This is a genomic window from Ochrobactrum sp. BTU1, assembly GCA_018798825.1.
GTDB lineage: Bacteria > Pseudomonadota > Alphaproteobacteria > Rhizobiales > Rhizobiaceae > Brucella.
In genome coordinates this window covers 292,046-309,782 of sequence record CP076356.1, presented here as the reverse complement: position 1 = coordinate 309,782, position 17,737 = coordinate 292,046, and the positions used below count along the sequence as shown (strand labels likewise).

Genomic DNA, 17,737 nt, shown 5'->3' with positions numbered 1-17,737 from the left:
ATTCGCGGATTTCATCAAGGTATTGGCTTCACGCACAAATTGCTGGGTCGCTCAGCATCTCGTGAGCAAAAAGGAGCAAACGTTCCGAAGGTTTACAACGCAGTCGAGCAAAGCCTGTAGCAACGGCTCAGCAATTATAAGGGAACTATAAGGACGCCAGTGGGTTTCCAACACTTCTGCCCTGTTGTGTTCCTACGGGTCTAAAGTTGAGATTGTGCAATGGCAAAAGTAAAACTGTCAAAGTATCGCTCAAAGCGGGATTTCAAGAAGACCGATGAGCCCAGTGGCGACGCTGTCATTGGTCGATCCGATCGCCTTCGTTTCATTATCCAAAAACACGACGCAACCAGGCTTCATTATGATCTCCGTCTTGAACTTGACGGCGTGTTTAAGAGCTGGGCAGTCACCAGGGGCCCCTCGCTTGATCCACACGATAAGCGACTGGCGGTTGAAGTAGAGGATCATCCGCTTGATTATGGTGACTTCGAGGGAACGATTCCGAGCGGTCAGTACGGCGGCGGCACTGTCATGCTTTGGGATCGCGGCTATTGGAAGCCGGAAGGAAAAGCATCACCGGAAGAAGCTTTAAAAAAGGGTGATTTAAAATTTATTCTGCAGGGGAAGCGCCTGCATGGCAGCTTCGTGCTGGTGCGCATGCGCAATGATCGGGACGGCGGCAGACGCACCAACTGGCTCCTCATCAAACATCAAGACGAACATGCCTTGGAGAAGAATGGCGCGGCGGTGCTCGATGAGCACATGACATCGGTCGCGTCCGGCCGTACGATGGACCAAATCGCCAGTGGCAAGGGCAGGAAGCCTAAGCCATTCATGATGGATGATAGCAGTGTTCAGGCCAACGCCGTTTGGGACAGCAAGCAAGGTCTTGCGGCAGATCGTCGAAAAACTAACATGAAGCGACGAAGCGTTGCCGCTACTGATCTGCCGGAATTTATTGCGCCGCAGCTTTGTGAAACGCGTGCTCGGCCGCCATCAGGTGCCAACTGGGTTCATGAGATTAAATTTGATGGCTATCGTATTCAGTTACGCGTCTTGGCCGGAAAGGTGACGCTGAAGACGCGCAAGGGTCTCGACTGGACAACAAAATTCCCCGAAATTGCCAAAGCCGCCACCGGGCTTCCCGATTGCATCGTCGATGGCGAGATTTGCGCGCTCGACGACCACGGAGCACCCGATTTTGCGGCACTTCAGGCGGCCCTATCGGAACGTGCCACAGCGGATCTGGTCTTCTTTGCCTTTGATCTTTTGTTTGCTGATGGTGAGGATATGCGAGAAATGGCTTTGGTTGAGCGAAAGGCCCGGGTGCAAGCCCTCTTTTCTGAGGACAAGATGAAGGATCCTCGGTTGCGCTTCGTGGAGCATTTCGAAACGGGCGGAGACGCAATCCTACGCTCAGCATGCAGGCTGTCGCTGGAAGGCATCGTCTCCAAAGTATCGGACGCACCGTACATATCGGGCAGAAGCAACACCTGGGCAAAGTCAAAATGCCGTGCGGGACATGAGGTGGTGATCGGCGGATATTCTAAGACCAATGGAAAGTTTCGTTCGCTTTTGGCAGGTGTTTACCAAGGCGATCATCTCGTCTATGTCGGACGGATAGGCACCGGCTATGGTGCAAAAAAGCTCGAAACTCTTCTTCCCAAGTTGCGCGCCGCTGAAACAAAAACGTCACCTTTCACCGGAATCGGGGCGCCAAAAAGCGGAAAAGAGATTGTCTGGCTAAAGCCTGAACTTGTCGCCGAAATCGAATTTGCGGGATGGACCGGTGACGGTCTCGTCCGTCAGGCCGCGTTCAAGGGATTGCGCGAGGACAAACCAGTTGACGAGGTGACAACAGAGAAGCCGGCATCGCCGGCAAAACACGAAACACTTGAACCTGTTGCCACGCCGGAGAAGCGTTTCCCTCGCAAGGGCGGTAAGGCAGAGGTGATGGGAGTGATGATTTCCAATCCTGATAAACCGCTATGGCCTGACGCCGATGATAACAAGCCTGTGACAAAGGAAGACCTTGCGCATTATCACGAGGCCGTTGGGGATTGGTTGATCGAACATGTCAGAGGGCGACCATGCTCCATTATACGAGCGCCGGACGGCATAAGTGGCGAGCAGTTTTTCCAACGTCACGCAATGCCTGGCAGTTCCAATCTCCTCGAGCTGGTAAAAGTTTTCGGCGACAAGAAACCCTATCTACAAGTCGATCGGGTTGAGGGCTTGGTAGCCATCGCACAAATTGGCGGTATTGAGCTCCACCCATGGAATTGTGAGCCTGGTACACCGGAAGTACCAGGCCGCCTCGTATTCGACCTCGATCCGGGCCCCGATGTCGCCTTTTCAGCGGTGGTCACGGCGGCGCGCGAGATGCGTGATCGTTTGGATCAATTGGGCTTAATCAGTTTCTGTAAAACGACTGGTGGGAAGGGACTGCATGTCGTGACGCCACTTGCCGTGAACAAAAGAAAGCCTTTATCATGGAAAGAGGCAAAGGGATTTGCGCACGATGTCTGCGAGCATATGGCTCGCGACAATCCCGATCTTTATCTGATCAAAATGTCCAAGAGTTTGCGCAGCGGTCGCATCTTTCTCGACTATTTGCGCAATGATCGCATGGCGACGGCCGTAGCGCCGTTGTCGCCGCGCGCACGACCGGGCGCTAACGTCTCTATGCCACTCAATTGGACGCAGGTGAAATCTGATCTTAATCCAAATCGATATACTATTCGCACTGTTCCAGCCTTGTTGAAGACATCGAGTGCATGGCAGGACTATTGCGATGGCCAGCGTCCGCTGGAAAACGGCATCAAACGTCTCACTACAGTAAGACGGATGGTCTGAAACAGATATGTACAAATCAGTCGGTATTTTTCGATTGTTTAGTAGAAATATTTTTTTACGGTCAACTAAAGCAGACTATATTTAACATATGTCAGCTTTCGCTAGCTTGTATTGATTGTTTGTAAAGTCAAAATACTAAAAATATTTTCTTTATTTATTTCCATTCAACTGAGCGGAAAAACCGACCCCGATATTTTTCGATCAACCACGATGATAGAACGAAGCCGGAAGCCATATAAATTTTCTACATTGCGCTGACGCAGCATTCGTAAAGTTCATTTACCGCACAAAACCACCCGATGCTTGCATGAATGACCTTGATCAGTCTCCGAAGGCTGGGACTAAGGGCTGCAATTTTCTATGAGGCAAAACGAGAATTAATTTGGGACATTTGCGTCTTGAGCGCAACTCCTCCCCCAGGTTATTAAAGAGATGCGGGGGCCGGTGATGAAGTCGGCGTCTGAAGAGATGCCACCGGTCAATGACCGGCTTCATCGCCGCCAGTTTATTTAGTCTTTCATGACCGAAACTTACTTTCTTCGATAAACTAAAGCCTATTGTTTTATTCGTATTGACGATCATTTGCTCGACTTTTTATACCTTGCGTGTCGGGCGGCCACACAGGTAGTGGCTGCCCGAGAGGCGCGAGCAGCTTTAAAAATTTTCCCATTCAACGATTTAGGCACGAGTTTTTCAGCAAGCTACTGGCGGATTCGACACGATTCCGTGGACCAGTGGCCCGGTTTTTGAATTCACTGCACCACGCCGTGCTTTGGAAAAATAGCCGGATACACTGATTGCGGGGGGAGCAATGCGCATCCGGCCAAGTCTGGGAAACATATGCTTGCAAGCGTTGAAAACATAGCATTCTATCCGTTTAGTGCTACCGCAATTAACATCCCACAACTTAGTGGGTCTAACAGTGCGCTGCGCGCCAGGACATTCATTTTGTGCTGACTAACGTTCGATCTTGATCAGCCAGGAAGTTCTATTCTTCCATTTAGCAATAGTATTCTTTTCTCCCCTACCATCGGGAGAGCGCCATCGGGCTCGTCTCACTATTTTGTATTGCTTGAAGGACTGCCTCTGTCATGGTGGCGGCTCCATGTGAAACCTGAACCTTAGTCCTTTATTGCATTCGCGCGAAAAAATGCCCCCGTGAAAGTCCGGGTTCACACCTCAATTTCTGGTATGAGGGCGTTAGATATCGCCTTATTGTTCATGTTGCCTACCCATACAAGCGCGTGCTGGTTAAATTGACTGGCAATCACAACGATGACGATCTCGCACGGGCTCTTGCAGAAGTCAGTCGCTATTTTGATGACCCGCCGGATTCATTGAGCGACGTTGGAGTGCGCTTCGATATTCTTTCCCATCGCATTGAAGCATAGGACGGAAAATACTACGCCATCGACGCGACAGAACCGGTTGAGTCTATCAAGGCACACGGAAGGGACTGGGCGTCCTAAAAATGAATTGGCAGAGCTATTTGAAACGCGATCTCTAGCATTCGAAGTGCTAAACAGAAGCATGGCCTAACAGTCAATGTGCCGGAATAGTAAGCTTGTTTGCACGTGTCGTTATGCAAAGCACATGATCGCGCAACTCCTACATTAGACTGCGAGAATTTAGTTATTGACAGCTCGGTCCATAATGAATAGTTTGCGTGCATGGCGAGACCACGAGAATTCGACCGCGACGCGGCGTTGAAGAAAGCACTTGGAGTGTTCTGGGCAAAAGGATTCGCCGCGACTTCCACCGATGACTTGCGTGAGGCTATGGGGATCGGCAGGCAGAGCCTTTATGGTGCCTTCGGCGACAAACGCACTCTGTATCTGGAAGCACTCGATACTTATCAGCAGATGTCAAACACTGGCCATGTCAGCAGGCTATGCGGCCCGATATCGCCTTTGAAGGGAATCGAGAATTTGCTTGCTGGCATCGTGGTGGATGACGATTCCGAGCGAGCGCTGGGGTGCATGGGGGTTGGATCCGTCAGCGAATTCGGTGCGACCGACCCGGACCTTAATGCGCGCCGCAGCGCCGCCAGCATGGCACTGGGTCGACGCATCGCTGAGAGGGTGTCAGAGGGCCAGAAATTGGGGGAGGTCAACGCTGCGCTAAATCCTAATGAGGCTGCAGCGTTCATCCAGATGACCATGACGGGACTGCAGATCGCCGCGCGCGGCGGCGCAAAAGCCGCCGATCTGAAGGCGATGGCACGCTTTGCAACGGAGCGCTTGAAGGCTTAATGCGTCCTCAGACAATACTGAGGCCTTTTCATTTAAATAATTATGGACTGATCTGTCAAGAAAAGGAGACCCCATGACGATCGACGAACGAAAGACTGCACTCGTATTTGGAGGAGCCCGTGGCATCGGCGCCGCTGCGGTAGAAAGACTGGCAAAAGAGGGCTACGACGTTGCCTTCACATACGTATCGCGGCCGGACAGTGCTGAGGCTCTCGTGAACGAGGTCAAGAAGAGTGGGCGCCGCGCCATTGCAATTCAGGCCGACAGCGCAGACGCTGAAGCCATCCGGGGCGCAGTGGCTAAGACGATCGATATCTTCGGGCCAATCGACGCTATCGTTGTCAACGCTGGAATTTTGCGGCTTAACACGGTGGATGCGGTTAGTCTCGAAGAGCTCGATCTTATGATTAACATTAATATTCGAGGCGTATTCCTTTCCATCCAATCCGCGGTGCCACACATGAAGGATGGCGGCCGCGTCATCACGATCGGATCGAACACGGCAGAACGCACTGGTATGGCGGGAACGAGCGTCTACCAGTTCTCCAAGGCTGCGGTCGCAGCAATGGTGAAGGGCTTGGCTCTTGATCTCGCTCCTCGGCGCATCACCGTCAACAACATTCAGCCTGGCCCAACTGATACGGATATGAATGCTGGCGCTATTGAGATGTTGTCAGACCGAAGCCCGTTGAAGCGCGTTGCCAACCCAGAGGAAATTGCGGGAATGGTGTCCTACCTCGTAGGTCCAGACGCCTCGTTTATGACTGGGTCGAGCCTGACGATAGACGGAGGCTGGACGCTGTAAATCTGCGCTTCGGATAGCCAGGGTCGCGTGCAGCGGCCCTGGCCACAGAAGTAACAATCAGCTCCGGATGAATGCCAGTATATCTGAGTTCACAACCTCAGGATTGGTGGCAAGCATACAACGCGGCCAAGCCGGGTCTGGATCGCGCCTGCGAGATTTTTGCGCCATCTTGGTTATTGCCGAAGAAATGGCCTGTGGCTCGGTCAAGATAGAGCCGCGACCTGTCGACCAATTCCTTGCGGAGATCGCAAAAGTCTTCAATGGCGGTACCGTCGGGATTTTTCGGGTCTTCAGCATGCCCAACAGGCGCCAGAAAACTGCGTGGTTCACGTATTGCGGAAGATTTTCGGGTTCATCGACGTCCCTGTGCCTACAGCATAACTGCGTCGATACGAAAGCGCGCTCCATGCTGACAGGCCTTTTTCTTGTAACTGAGCAGATCAAACACCTAAGAAATTGGCCACAACGTCTGCAAATTCTTGAGGAGCAACGCGCGGATAAAAATGGCCCCCTTGCATTTCCTGGATAAGTGAATGTGCAATGAGATGATGCAGTTCTTCGACATGATAATATGGGATCATGATATCGTCACGCGCGCCGAGTAAAAGCGTCGGCTGATTGATCGCTGTCAGCTCTTGCGACCGATCAAAGTCTAGCAACATAGCGATGCGCTGTGCGGTCACCGAGTATGGGATAAGATTTTCGGCCGCGCTGGTAACCGCCGTAAGAAGTTCGGCTTCATGTGCGGCTATCCATTCCGGCGTATAGCCGAACACATGCGTGAGGTTTTGATACGCCGTCACCTCACCCTTCCGCATCATCTCCAAACGCGACAAGAACAGCGCACGAAAGCGTGCATCCGAACGTGCCCAGCTTCCGCTTATGACCAATGACCTGGCACGCTCAGCCGCATCAAGCGCAATGGTTTGTACCACCGTACCGCCGGTTGAATGGCCAACCAGATGGGCGGCATCGATCCTTTCTGCATCTAAAACAGTCACAACATCGCTTGCAATTTGCTGGATAGAATAGCCTTTGTCGGGGCGGTCGCTTCTCCCCGCCCCTCGATGATCAATCGTGATGATCTTAAGCCCGTTGAGAGCCTTCTCGACACCCCGCCAGAAGCGGCCATCGCCCCCCAGACCGGGGATAAGCACGACGGGTTCGCCCTCGCCCGTCACCTCATAGTACAGACGGCAACCGTCATCAGCGAGAGCTATCGACATTTGGCGCTCTTTCTCAATTAATTGCCCGGCCAGGTGTCGCCAAGGCGAAACCCCGTCGAGAACGGATCTGTCGGGTCGAGTACATAATTATGGAAAGCAGTGATCCATGCCTGTCCGGTTATCGCCGGACGAATGGCCGCCTGACCGCCACATGTGGTTTCTTTAAGCACGCGACCGATAAATTCGGTACCAATGATCGATTCATGAATGAATGTTTCACCAACCGCGACCTGCCTGCGCGCATGCATCACCGCCAATCGTGCACTTGTACCAGTTCCACACGGTGAGCGATCGATGCGACCCGGCGATACAATCACAGCATTGCGGGAACGCTTGACACCATCGCGCTCCTCCAGGGGCCCCGCAAACAGCGTCTGATTAATCGTATGGATTTCCGGGTTTTCCGGATGAATAGCCGGAAGCTGTTCAGCGGCGGCTTTCTTGATCCTCTCACCAACTTCGACGAGCCTGGCTGCTTCGGCTTTGTCGACGTTAAAGCCGATTGATGCTGCATCGACCAGAACATAAATCATCCCGCCATAGGCTACATCAACAGTAATGGTCCCAAGCCCCGGCACGTCAACCTTTGCATCGAGCGCGAAAACAAAAGATGGAACGTTCTCAAATGTAACGCTTACGCATTTGCCGTTTTCACACTGCGCCGTCACCGGCACGAGCCCTGCCGGAGCTTCCAGAACCAGTTTTGTTTCTGGCTCCTTCATCGCGATCATGCCCGTTTCCAGCAGAGCCGTTACGGTGCAGATTGTGTTGGTGCCGGACATCGGCACATAAAAATCCGACTCCATAATGACAAAACCAGCATCCGCTTCGGGTTTTGTCGCTGGCAGAACAAGATTAACGCATTGCGTTACCCGACCACGCGGTTCGTTTAGCAGAAAATTGCGCAGATCATCAGCTTGGCTTTCAAGATACTGCATTTTCTCAAACATCGAAGAGCCCGGCACGTCGAGAACGCCGCCAGTGATTACCTCATTTAATTCGCCGGCAGCATGAACGCCGACGACATTGACCATCTTCGTAAAGCGCATGGCTTAATCCTTCAAGGAGGCGAGCTTGGCGATGGCGTCATTCACGACAGTTTCAACATGCACGCGCTCGTCTCCCACCAAAGGAAGACGCGGCTCACGCACCCATTCGGGTGCGCCATAGACCAGCTTTTCAGCAAGTTTAATATACTGAACCAGCTTCACATGCGTATCGAGATGGAAAGACGGCGTCAGCAAACGATATAGCTTGCGTGCTTCTTCGAAGTCCCCAGACCAAGCAAGGTTGAACAGTTTTACACATTCGGCAGGCCAGACATTGGTCATACCCGAAACCCAGCCAGTGACGCCCAATGCCAGACTTTCAACAATCAGGTCATCCACGCCACAGAACACCGAGAAACGCTCGCCACATGCATTGTAAAGATCGGTCACACGACGAATGTCGCCACACTCTTCCTTGATGCAAACAATCGAGGGGGTCTCCTCCAATTGTTTGAGTATTTCTGGTGTCACATCCACACCGTAAGCAATGGGATTATTGTAGATCATGATCGGCAAACCGCTGCTTGCAGCAAGCGATTTGTACCAGGCCACGGTCTCTCGCGGGTCGGTCTTATAGGCAAGCGATGGGAACGCCATCAGACCCTGAGCGCCAAGCTTTTCATAGTGACGAGCAGCAGCTCCCGCATCGGCCGTCGAGATCTGAGCGAGGCCAGAGAGCAGCGGCACGCGATCAGCGACAACTTCTTTTGCTGCCAGAATAACCTGATCACGTTCTTCGGCCCTCAGCGAGGCATTTTCACCAAGCATTGGCAGTACAATGACGCCGGAAACGCCATTGGTGATCAACCGCTCTATCGAAGCAGCAGTGGCATCGAGATCAAGCGCACCGTCTTGCTTGAGCTTTGTGGTAACGGCCGGAAATACACCTGTCCAACGTGTCATGCTTTTGTTCCCTTATTTGTGTTTTTAATGAAATTCTCGATAAACTTCGTCATCGTTTCGGGCGTTTCGCAAGGCAAAGCACCAATCGCCTCAATATCGGCTTTAACGTCTACCGGAAGCCCCGAATTTGAGTCTTCAGGGATCTCATTGAGCTTTCCACCAATCAGAACGGGCATATTGGAACCAGCCTCTTTGAGAGCTGCCAGCACATCACGAGCATAGCGCAATGCGATGCCGTTATACGTCGATATAGCGATGATATCGGCTTTTTCGGCAAGGGCTGTGGCAACGACCGCTTCCGGGTCCGCAGAGGTGCCTCCGTCAATGATACCGACGGAACTCATGCCAAGAATGCGCTCGATCAGGTTCTTGCCATGCTCATGCACGTCCGATGAGGCGATGCATCCTCGCAAACCACTTTCAGCAATGTCTATACGTGCAGGCTCCGGAATGCGTTCAACCCATCCATGTGCACTTTCTTCAAGCTCCTCGACCCACTCAGCCAACATGACCGAGCGACGACCACCCCAGGCAGTTGCATCTTCGCGGCCCGCGCCATAGAGGCTTTCCAACCGTTTCGGCCCGATACGACGCAAGGCAAGCATAAGCGCTGCCGCGTCATTGATATTGACGCCCGCTTCTTCAAGACCGGACAGAACATTCTGACTAAAACGCTGCCCGGCTTCGATCAGACCATCAGCAGCTTTATCCACCTGTGCTAGGTCGATCAGACTGGCTGTTGGGATCGCGTGTTCTGCCATGCGGGTGGCAAAAGTCTGTGCATCAATGATTTCATCAACATCGGGTATGCGCTGATTTTCGGTCACAGGTACAGGGTTGATTGCATGTCCTGTATGAATGCGCGCCAAGGCCCAGATATCAGCCTGCAAATAGCTTGCAAGACTGGCAAAATTACCTGCCGAGGTTGATTTATAACTCACCGTATTGCCGAATAGCATAGTGCCCGGTGCATCGCTGAATGTCGCCAAAGCCTTATGGAATGCCATTCGCACGAGTGGTGCTGTGTAATGGTGACCGAAGCAATGCGACATGCGCCCGCCGATCAGGTTTTCAACGATATGCCGCTCGATCAGCACCATGCCAAGCGCCGAACTCATATCTGAAAATAGCCCTGCAAAACCGTCGTCCAGATTGGAGTGAACGAGCACCTCCTCATCTTGAGCCGCGATCAAACCAAGCGCTGTGACAGCAGCTTCAGTCGTTGCAACATCATCATCCCAATAGGGCAAGCGGAAGGTGAAATATTGCCCCAGATTACCAATGGCAGTAGCCCCTGCGGCAAGCGCACCCTTGGTGTTCTCGATAGCACCGGGTAATCCGAGCATGAAGTCGCCAAAATGCGCAGCCGCCGGTGCGGCATTGGTGATGCGTGCAAAGTCCTCAGGCCCGTTTAGAACAATGCCTGTTCCCTTGGGTCGATCTTTGCGCAGTGCAACCGGGTAACCCATTGACCAGTCAAGCGTAATACCGAAACGATCGACCGTCACGCTGCGACTGGCACAGGTGCCGTGCACTTCGCCAATCGCTTCAACAGTCCGCTCAACGCTACGAAAGCCTATATGCGCATGTTGCATCATGCGGCCTTCGGAGGCCTTGCGTCGTTTATATTCCGCCTCGCAGGTAACATTATTCGCGTCGAGAAAGGCATTTCTACCAACCCGCCAGTCGCGAGAAAGCTGTCTACCTTCAGCTATAAGATCAGTTCCCGGCTTCATGCGCTCAGGAACAAGATCAGCAAGGGCAGGCAGAACGGATTTCATGGCTACACCATTGGTGAAATTGCAGTTGGCTTAAGAATGCGGATAGTCTGACGTTCAATCATGCCCTTGATCGCTTCGAGATAGGCTTGCCATCCTGGATGAACGAGCATGCGCGCGCGCTTTTCCTCGCGTTCGGCAATGTTTTCATAGCGCCACAGCGCTACAACATGGTTCAGTTCGCCAATATCGCAGACGAAATGTCCTACGAAGCCGCCGAGGATTTCTGTCTGGATTTCAAGGCCAAGCTTTTCATATGTCGCAATGAATTCCGCCATGCGACCCGGAACGATATGATAGTCGCGTTCTTCGAGGATCATGATCGCCTCACTTTACCTGGAAGCCAAAGGCAAGCGGATCGCGCTCGTCCACAAGGATCGTATTATAGCCTGTGACACGCGCCCAACCACCAATGCTCGGCCGAATGGCAGGCCGACCGCCAACTTCCGTGGCACTCTCCACCCGACCATGGAACAGTGTACCAATGATCGATTCATGTACGAACGTTTCGCCAACGTGCAGCAATCCTTTAGCGACGCGCTGCGCCATGCGGGCCGATGTACCCGTTCCGCAGGGCGAACGATCGATAGCCTTATCGCCATAGAAAACAGCGTTGCGGGCATCAGCTTGAGGATGTTTTCCCTTGTCAGCCCACATAACATGGCTGACGCCAGCAATTCGGTCATCTTCAGGATGGATCGGCGCCACAGCTTCCTGTACCAGCGTGCGGATCAGCGGACTGATTTTGAGAATATCGTCAGCACTCATATTATCAAGGCCGGCCCAGTTCTTCTGCGGTTCAATGATGGCATAAAAATTTCCACCATAGGAAACATCGACCACAAGCTCGCCCATGCCCGGAACGTCGATCTTCGCTTCGCTGGCATGGAGATAGGCGGGCACATTGTATATGCGGACTTCGTCAACGAACCGGCCGTTGCGCTTGTACTCGACCTCCACGCGACCAGCCGGAACTTCGAGTGCGAGTTTTCCTTCGGTCTTTGGAACGACAAAACCCTGTTCAAGTGCAACTGTGACAGTGCCGATCGTGCCGTGTCCGCACATTGGCAGACAACCGGATACTTCGATAAACAGTACCCCGAGGTCGCAATCGTCGCGGGATGGCGGATAGAGAACCGATCCAGACATCACATCATGACCACGGGGTTCAAACATCAGTGCCTGACGCACCCAATCATGATCACGCAAAAAAAGCTGACGCTTTTCCGCCATGCTGACATTCGGCAAAATCGGTGCCCCACCAGAAACAACCCGAACGGGGTTGCCGCAAGTATGAGCATCGACACAGATAAAAGTATGCGGATTCATAATACGCTCCAGGTCAGGAAAAGCGGCTGACGGAAAAAGGTGAGAGATCAATGGCAGATTGTCTACGAGCAACGAGGTCTGCAATCAGGCGAGCTGTGGTTGGTCCGAGTGTCAGACCTCCGTGGCTATGACCATAGGCATGGATAACGTCGTCGCGATGTGGCGAGCGTCCGATCACGGGCAGGCTATCCGGCGTTGTCGGACGATGTCCCATCCAGCGCGTTCCCTCCTCCGATTTTAGATCGGGAAGATAAATACGCGCAAGCTTTGCGAGAGCATTGCTGCGTGCATAATTGGGCGCAGTTTCAAGCCCTGCAAACTCGGCAGCGCCTCCGATACGCAATCCCATATCCATCGGTGTGGCCACGAATTTGCGTTCGGCGAAAATCACTTCACGCGTAAGCGATACGCCAGAATTAGGTATCGTGATGTTATAGCCGCGTTCGCTTTCAAGCAGCACGCGATCACCTATCGACTTTGCAAGACGTGCTGACCACGCGCCTGTCGCAATAATCAACTGATCAAAGTCGACTGCCTTACCAGTTGCCAAACGCAATTGCTTGCTTTCAATGGCTACAGCTTCGCCGCTTACAAGCTTTACGCCCTGAGCAACAACAAATTCACGCAGACGATCCACGACACGTTTAGGATCATCAAAATGAGACCACTGCGGCGTCATTGCAGCGCGAACGACAGCTTTTCCAAGAGCTGGCTCAAGCCTGCGTGCCTCATAACCATCCAGCTCATCGAAGACAATGCCGTAACTGCGCCTGAGGTCGCGATCAAACGCGTCTGCTTTGAAGGCTGCTTCTGTCTCATAGACCCACAATGCGCCAACCTGGTGGAGCTCATGGGTTAGTTTCAGCTCCTCCAACAACGGCATATAATCATCATAAACCGGCGCAGTTAGTGCTGCGAGAGCCTTGGTAATACGCAACATTTCCGATTGTGAGCTGCTATGCATAAAGCGCGCAAGCCATGGGACAAGCTTCGGGAAATGTGCAGGACGCACTGACAGTGGACCGAGCGGATCACACAACCAACCTGGTACTTTCCAGACAAGTCCCGGTACGCTTGCTGGCACAATCTCGGTGACACCAAGTCCGCCGGCATTACCAAAGGATGCCTTGTCACCTGCCGGGTCGCGATCAACAATCGTGACACTATGGCCCTCAGCCAACAAAGCACGCGCTGCGCTCAGTCCTATTATTCCCGCACCTGCAATGAGAACATTGCTCATTCGGCATTCCATCCATTCACTGCGCCGGAATTAATCGCCCGGCAAAATAACGTATGACTTCGGTTAAAAGGCTGGCAGCTGTTATGGCTGAGGTCTTGGGATTATCCGGCGAAGGCAGATTGGCGAACCGCATAAAGGCTTCACCAAATGAACTTCGCGCCTCGATCTCATGCGTATTGAATGAAACCGCCGGATCGGCCACGACTCTAACAACCGTGCGCGCCACACCGGCGGCCAGCGCAATCGTGAGACCCGCATTCAGATTACGCGGATAAAGCTCTGCTGCACGAATGGCATTGCCCTCATAAAGTACGAACGCTTCGCGCATATTTTCGGGATCAACCCCAAGTTCTTTGAGTTCAGTGAGCCAAGCGGAGACCGGCTTGCGTGACGTGTAAGTTACGCTGAGATCGTCAGCTTGAGTCACGACATCAAGATAATCCAGACCACCCACCGCACCTGTCGAAAATATCAGTTGAGCACCACTCTGCTCGCTTAGTTCTGCTGCTCTTAATTTGAAAGCGGCATCAGCAATGCCCCCCACCGAAGCAGCAATTACATCAATGCCAGCCTTTAAAAAAACCGGACAGAATGCCTTCAAGGCATCCTGTCCGGCGGCCTCGACAACAACAGAAGGTGCTGAAGCCAACAACGCATTCACATCATTGACAAACCGGATCCTGCGGGGTGGCTGATCCGGTGCCTCTACGCCTTCGCGCAGCAGCACAGTGATCTGACAGTTATAGGCCAGAAGCTTACTGCACAGATCCCTTCCGATGGCGCCGAAGCCAAGAAGTGCAATATGGGGGACGGGAGTATCTATCGTCATGCGATTACCAGGCCGACATGCCGCCATCGACGGTGAACATTGCACCTGTCGCAAAGGATGCTTCATCTGATGCGAGCCACAAAATGCAATTTGCGATTTCCTGCGGCTCTGCCCAGCGATTGATTGGCGAACGTGCTTTCAATGCATTCTTGAAGCCATCAGGATCGGGCGTTGTTTCAACCATTTTCTCGAAATAGCTCGACCATGTGACACCGGGCGCCACACAATTAACGCGAATTTTTTCCTTCGCGTGATCCAGTGCCATAGCCTTGGTAAGAGCCGCTACACCACCCTTTGATGCAACATAGGCTGCACGATCAAAGATACCTACAGTCGCAACATTGGAAGCAGTATTAACGATAGTGCCACCACCTTGAGCCGCCATCACCGGGATAGCGTGCTTACAGCAAAGATAAACGCCCTTGAGATTAACTGCCATCAGCGCATCCCAATCGTCCTCTTCCGTATTTACGACAGTGCCCGGAATACCGTAACCCGCATTATTGGCCAGAATATCGAGGCGTCCGAAAGTACTGACCGCCTTATTGATCATCGCCTTCACTTCATCGGAGCGCGAAACATCGACGGTGAATGCAACAGCTGCATCGCCAAGTTCCGCAGCAACAGCCGCAGCCTTTTCCCCATCACGATCGGCTACAATGACTTTAGCCCCTTCGCGAACGAAAATATGAGCGGCAGCCTTGCCGATGCCTGCACCAGCGCCGGTAATAATGGCGACTTTGTCTTTCAGACGCATTTTTTCCTCGAATATAATTAGCCTGCCGGCCCACAAATCTGGGGGTCGTTTCAAGCTTCTGGGAGAAGCCAGCAACGCTTGCTGGCAGGGGCGTATTTTAAACTTTGTAAGGATCCGGCGGCGGCGCCGCAAAAACAGTGTCGCGCTCGATCTGCAGCACATTCTCAGGTCGAGGGAACGGCTCGGGTACTGGCTCACCATCTACCCGATCGCGCCCGATCAAGCGGAAGAAATCTTCCAATCCATTTGGCACAATCAGCCAAGTCCAAACTATGTCGGTGTCACCTTCGTTGATAAACATGTGGCGACGATTTTTGCCGATAAAAAAGGCTGACCCCGGAATCATTTCATGACTCTCGCCATCGACCACCGCACGCCCTTTGCCTGACACGACAAAGATGACTTCTTCGTTCTGATCGTGAGCATGCTCACGTACATAGCCACCCGGAGGAACTGTCTGCGTCCCGAAACCGATTGGATGCTCCATTGGAACTCGATGAGGGGCGAAAATTACATCGATAGAACCATTGGCGGGCACAGGTTGCCAGTAGCTTTCAGCAGAACCCGGCTGGACGATAAGTACATCTCCGCAAGGACCCTCCCCTGCGACTGTCCGCGTGTCTTTATTGGTCATTTCAATTCCCCGATGCGAGCTTTTGCCCGTCAATATTGGATACAATATCCAACTTGAACGGAAATAATGCCGTCGTCAACGCTATAAATGAAATTATTTTTCTATTTTCGATCATATAGGGCATCATATTTCATTGTTGACTCTATTTTTTGTATATTGTATCCAATTTAGAAATGGAGAGCCTGATGACAAAAAAGATCGGGAGACAATCCCTTACTGACCAGATCGTGGTGGAACTACGCCGCAGAATTATTGCTGGCGAGCTCGCTGAAGGCACCCCGCTACGGCAAGAAGCATTGGCAACCGAGCTTGGTGTTTCCCGTATTCCTATTCGCGAAGCCATTCGTCAGTTGGAGGCAGAAGGCTTCGTCCAGTCTGAATTGCATAAGGGCACTATCGTCAAAGCGCTGTCACTGGCTGAAATTCAGGAGCTTTTCGACATCCGCATTCATCTCGAAACATGGCTTTTTGAGATGGCGATACCGCGCCTGTCTGACGCAGATCTACTCCGTGCGGAGCAGTTGACTGATGAAACCCTTAGTGAGGGTAACGTCGAAAACTGGGGCGATCTGAACTGGCAGTTTCATGAGACTCTGTACGCGCCGAGCGGACGCACAGTTGCGTTGAAGTTGCTCAAGAGCGTGCATGATAACGCCAACCGTTACATAAATCTTCAGATCGCGGTCGCTCAGGACGTAGAGCTCGAGCTTTCCGACCATCGCGCCATTCTCGCTTATGCGAGACTCAAAGATACCGAACGCGCTGTCGAAACATTGCGCAAGCACATCCAGCGCGTTGCAAACAATCTCATGAAATCCTTGATCGATAGCAGAACGGATCAGCGGGAGCAGGAGAGAGCTTAAGGCAGTAGCCTTATAGCAAAAGACGCCGGTGGATGGCGAGCAATCCACAACAATAAAAATAATACCGGCCCATGAAGGCCAGAAAAACCAAAAGAGGGTTACGATGAAAGCTTATAAGAAGTTTCTAGCGGCGACTATCGCAGTCGCCGGCCTGTCGGGTGCTGCCCATGCAGATATCGTCATTGGCGCAGCCGGCCCACTGACCAATGCAGAGTCGATCTTCGGTGTGACATGGATGAACGGCATGGAACTCGCCGTCCGCCAAGTTAACGAGGCGGGCGGCATCAACGGTGAGAAGGTCGTTCTTCAGCGAGATGACGATAATGGCGATCCGAAGCAAGGTACGCTGATTGCGCAAAAACATTGCGATAATGCTGCAATGCTTGGAGTAGTTGCAAATTTCAACAGTGGCGTGACGATCCCGTCTTCCGATATTTACAATCGTTGCGACCTGCCACAAGTCACAAATGCATCAAATCCCAAGGTCACTCAGTCGGGCTATAAGAATCTCTTCCGTCCAATTGCCAACGACCTTTCACAAGGCTCAGCTCCGGCCGACTACGCAGTCAACACGCTGAAGGCTAAATCAGCTGCAATCATCCATGACAAGCAGGCATTTGGCCAGGGCGTCGCTGAAGTCTTCCGCGACACGTTCACAAAAGACGGCGGCAACGTAACCTCATTCTCAGGTGTTACACAGACCGACGTAGATTTCTCGGCTCTGCTCACCAGTATTCGCTCTGAAAATCCAGATGTCATCTATTTTGGTGGCGTTATGCCAGCCGTTGGCCTCTTCGTGAAACAAGCACGCGAGTTTGGCATTAAGTCCACGATTTTTGGGGCGGACTCAGCATTCTCGTCCGACTTCATCAATGGCGCTGGCGCCGAAAATGCTGAAGGTGCAATCGTCTCTTTCCAGGCTCCTCCTTACGACTCCTCGCCGGAACTAGAAGCTTTCGCCAAATCCTATAAGGATGCTTTCGGAGAAGATGCTGGCCCTTACTCGGCCTATGGCTTTGTTGAAGCTTCGGTTATCCTTGAGGCCATGAAAAAACTGCCAGCTCCGCTCACACGCAAGGCTATAGCGGAAGAAATTGCGAAGACCGACCTTAAGTCCATGGTTGGCACAGTATCGTTCAAGCCGGATGGTGAGCTCACCAACCCTTTCATCTTCCTGTACAAGGTTGATGGCGGAAAGTTCGCCCTCGTGAAGTAACTC

At 52.5% G+C, this 17,737-nt stretch carries 15 protein-coding genes; 5 read left to right on the top strand and 10 right to left on the bottom strand.

What is annotated here, in order from left to right; all coding sequences use genetic code 11:
* Positions 1 to 219 precede the first annotated feature (219 nt).
* The 3 genes from ligD (at position 220) to KMS41_20585 (ending at position 5,910) form a co-directional block, all read left to right on the top strand.
* On the top strand, positions 220 to 2,853 hold the full coding sequence (gene ligD, locus KMS41_20595; protein QWK80967.1) for a DNA ligase D: 2,634 nt from the start codon (positions 220 to 222) through the stop codon (positions 2,851 to 2,853).
* 1,670 nt (positions 2,854 to 4,523) lie between these two features.
* Positions 4,524 to 5,105 carry a TetR/AcrR family transcriptional regulator gene (locus tag KMS41_20590; GenBank protein QWK80966.1) on the top strand — a complete coding sequence of 194 codons (582 nt, stop codon included), beginning with the start codon at positions 4,524 to 4,526 and terminating at the stop codon, positions 5,103 to 5,105.
* 73 nt (positions 5,106 to 5,178) lie between these two features.
* Positions 5,179 to 5,910, top strand: a complete 732-nt coding sequence (locus KMS41_20585; GenBank protein QWK80965.1) for an SDR family oxidoreductase — start codon at positions 5,179 to 5,181, stop codon at positions 5,908 to 5,910.
* A 440-nt stretch (positions 5,911 to 6,350) separates the two neighbouring features.
* On the opposite strand, the gene KMS41_20580 is transcribed toward KMS41_20585, so the two are convergent.
* The 10 genes from KMS41_20580 to KMS41_20535 form a co-directional block, all read right to left on the bottom strand.
* Positions 6,351 to 7,136 (bottom strand): alpha/beta hydrolase, encoded by a 786-nt coding sequence (locus KMS41_20580; protein ID QWK80964.1) that lies wholly within the window; start codon positions 7,134 to 7,136, stop codon positions 6,351 to 6,353.
* 17 nt (positions 7,137 to 7,153) lie between these two features.
* A complete protein-coding gene (locus tag KMS41_20575; protein QWK80963.1) occupies positions 7,154 to 8,185 on the bottom strand; it encodes a proline racemase family protein in 1,032 nt (343 codons plus the stop codon).
* 3 nt (positions 8,186 to 8,188) lie between these two features.
* Positions 8,189 to 9,088 carry a dihydrodipicolinate synthase family protein gene (locus KMS41_20570; GenBank protein QWK80962.1) on the bottom strand — a complete coding sequence of 300 codons (900 nt, stop codon included), beginning with the start codon at positions 9,086 to 9,088 and terminating at the stop codon, positions 8,189 to 8,191.
* Positions 9,085 to 10,869: a cobalamin-dependent protein gene (locus KMS41_20565; GenBank protein QWK80961.1), complete on the bottom strand. Its 1,785-nt coding sequence runs from the start codon at positions 10,867 to 10,869 to the stop codon at positions 9,085 to 9,087. The genes KMS41_20570 and KMS41_20565 overlap by 4 nt, the downstream gene beginning before the upstream one ends.
* Before the next feature lie 2 nt (positions 10,870 to 10,871).
* A complete protein-coding gene (locus KMS41_20560; protein QWK80960.1) occupies positions 10,872 to 11,186 on the bottom strand; it encodes an NIPSNAP family protein in 315 nt (104 codons plus the stop codon).
* A gap of 7 nt (positions 11,187 to 11,193) precedes the next feature.
* Positions 11,194 to 12,195, bottom strand: a complete 1,002-nt coding sequence (locus KMS41_20555) for a 4-hydroxyproline epimerase (protein QWK80959.1) — start codon at positions 12,193 to 12,195, stop codon at positions 11,194 to 11,196.
* Positions 12,196 to 12,208: 13 nt separating this feature from the next.
* Positions 12,209 to 13,435 (bottom strand): FAD-binding oxidoreductase, encoded by a 1,227-nt coding sequence (locus tag KMS41_20550; GenBank protein QWK80958.1) that lies wholly within the window; start codon positions 13,433 to 13,435, stop codon positions 12,209 to 12,211.
* Between the two features lie 16 nt (positions 13,436 to 13,451).
* Positions 13,452 to 14,264 (bottom strand): aspartate dehydrogenase, encoded by an 813-nt coding sequence (locus KMS41_20545; protein ID QWK80957.1) that lies wholly within the window; start codon positions 14,262 to 14,264, stop codon positions 13,452 to 13,454.
* 4 nt (positions 14,265 to 14,268) lie between these two features.
* Entirely contained in the window at positions 14,269 to 15,021 is a 753-nt protein-coding gene (locus tag KMS41_20540) for an SDR family oxidoreductase (protein ID QWK80956.1), read from the bottom strand.
* Between the two features lie 97 nt (positions 15,022 to 15,118).
* Positions 15,119 to 15,655: a cupin domain-containing protein gene (locus KMS41_20535; protein QWK80955.1), complete on the bottom strand. Its 537-nt coding sequence runs from the start codon at positions 15,653 to 15,655 to the stop codon at positions 15,119 to 15,121.
* Between the two features lie 185 nt (positions 15,656 to 15,840).
* Between KMS41_20535 and KMS41_20530 the strand changes: the two genes are divergently transcribed.
* Positions 15,841 to 16,518, top strand: coding sequence for a GntR family transcriptional regulator (locus KMS41_20530; protein QWK80954.1), 678 nt, complete (start codon positions 15,841 to 15,843; stop codon positions 16,516 to 16,518).
* A gap of 103 nt (positions 16,519 to 16,621) precedes the next feature.
* The gene (locus tag KMS41_20525; GenBank protein QWK80953.1) at positions 16,622 to 17,734 is read left to right on the top strand and encodes a branched-chain amino acid ABC transporter substrate-binding protein; all 1,113 of its coding nucleotides are present in this window, start codon (positions 16,622 to 16,624) and stop codon (positions 17,732 to 17,734) included.
* Positions 17,735 to 17,737: the final 3 nt, after the last annotated feature.

Excerpts from the sequence above, each read along its gene's own strand:
- ligD (QWK80967.1), top strand. The coding sequence starts at position 220 with ATGGCAAAAGTAAAACTGTCAAAGTATCGCTCAAAGCGGGATTTCAAG.
- KMS41_20590 (QWK80966.1), top strand. The coding sequence starts at position 4,524 with ATGGCGAGACCACGAGAATTCGACCGCGACGCGGCGTTGAAGAAAGCA.
- KMS41_20585 (QWK80965.1), top strand. The coding sequence starts at position 5,179 with ATGACGATCGACGAACGAAAGACTGCACTCGTATTTGGAGGAGCCCGT.
- KMS41_20580 (QWK80964.1), bottom strand. The coding sequence starts at position 7,136 with ATGTCGATAGCTCTCGCTGATGACGGTTGCCGTCTGTACTATGAGGTG.
- KMS41_20575 (QWK80963.1), bottom strand. The coding sequence starts at position 8,185 with ATGCGCTTTACGAAGATGGTCAATGTCGTCGGCGTTCATGCTGCCGGC.
- KMS41_20570 (QWK80962.1), bottom strand. The coding sequence starts at position 9,088 with ATGACACGTTGGACAGGTGTATTTCCGGCCGTTACCACAAAGCTCAAG.
- KMS41_20565 (QWK80961.1), bottom strand. The coding sequence starts at position 10,869 with ATGAAATCCGTTCTGCCTGCCCTTGCTGATCTTGTTCCTGAGCGCATG.
- KMS41_20560 (QWK80960.1), bottom strand. The coding sequence starts at position 11,186 with ATGATCCTCGAAGAACGCGACTATCATATCGTTCCGGGTCGCATGGCG.
- KMS41_20555 (QWK80959.1), bottom strand. The coding sequence starts at position 12,195 with ATGAATCCGCATACTTTTATCTGTGTCGATGCTCATACTTGCGGCAAC.
- KMS41_20550 (QWK80958.1), bottom strand. The coding sequence starts at position 13,435 with ATGAGCAATGTTCTCATTGCAGGTGCGGGAATAATAGGACTGAGCGCA.
- KMS41_20545 (QWK80957.1), bottom strand. The coding sequence starts at position 14,264 with ATGACGATAGATACTCCCGTCCCCCATATTGCACTTCTTGGCTTCGGC.
- KMS41_20540 (QWK80956.1), bottom strand. The coding sequence starts at position 15,021 with ATGCGTCTGAAAGACAAAGTCGCCATTATTACCGGCGCTGGTGCAGGC.
- KMS41_20535 (QWK80955.1), bottom strand. The coding sequence starts at position 15,655 with ATGACCAATAAAGACACGCGGACAGTCGCAGGGGAGGGTCCTTGCGGA.
- KMS41_20530 (QWK80954.1), top strand. The coding sequence starts at position 15,841 with ATGACAAAAAAGATCGGGAGACAATCCCTTACTGACCAGATCGTGGTG.
- KMS41_20525 (QWK80953.1), top strand. The coding sequence starts at position 16,622 with ATGAAAGCTTATAAGAAGTTTCTAGCGGCGACTATCGCAGTCGCCGGC.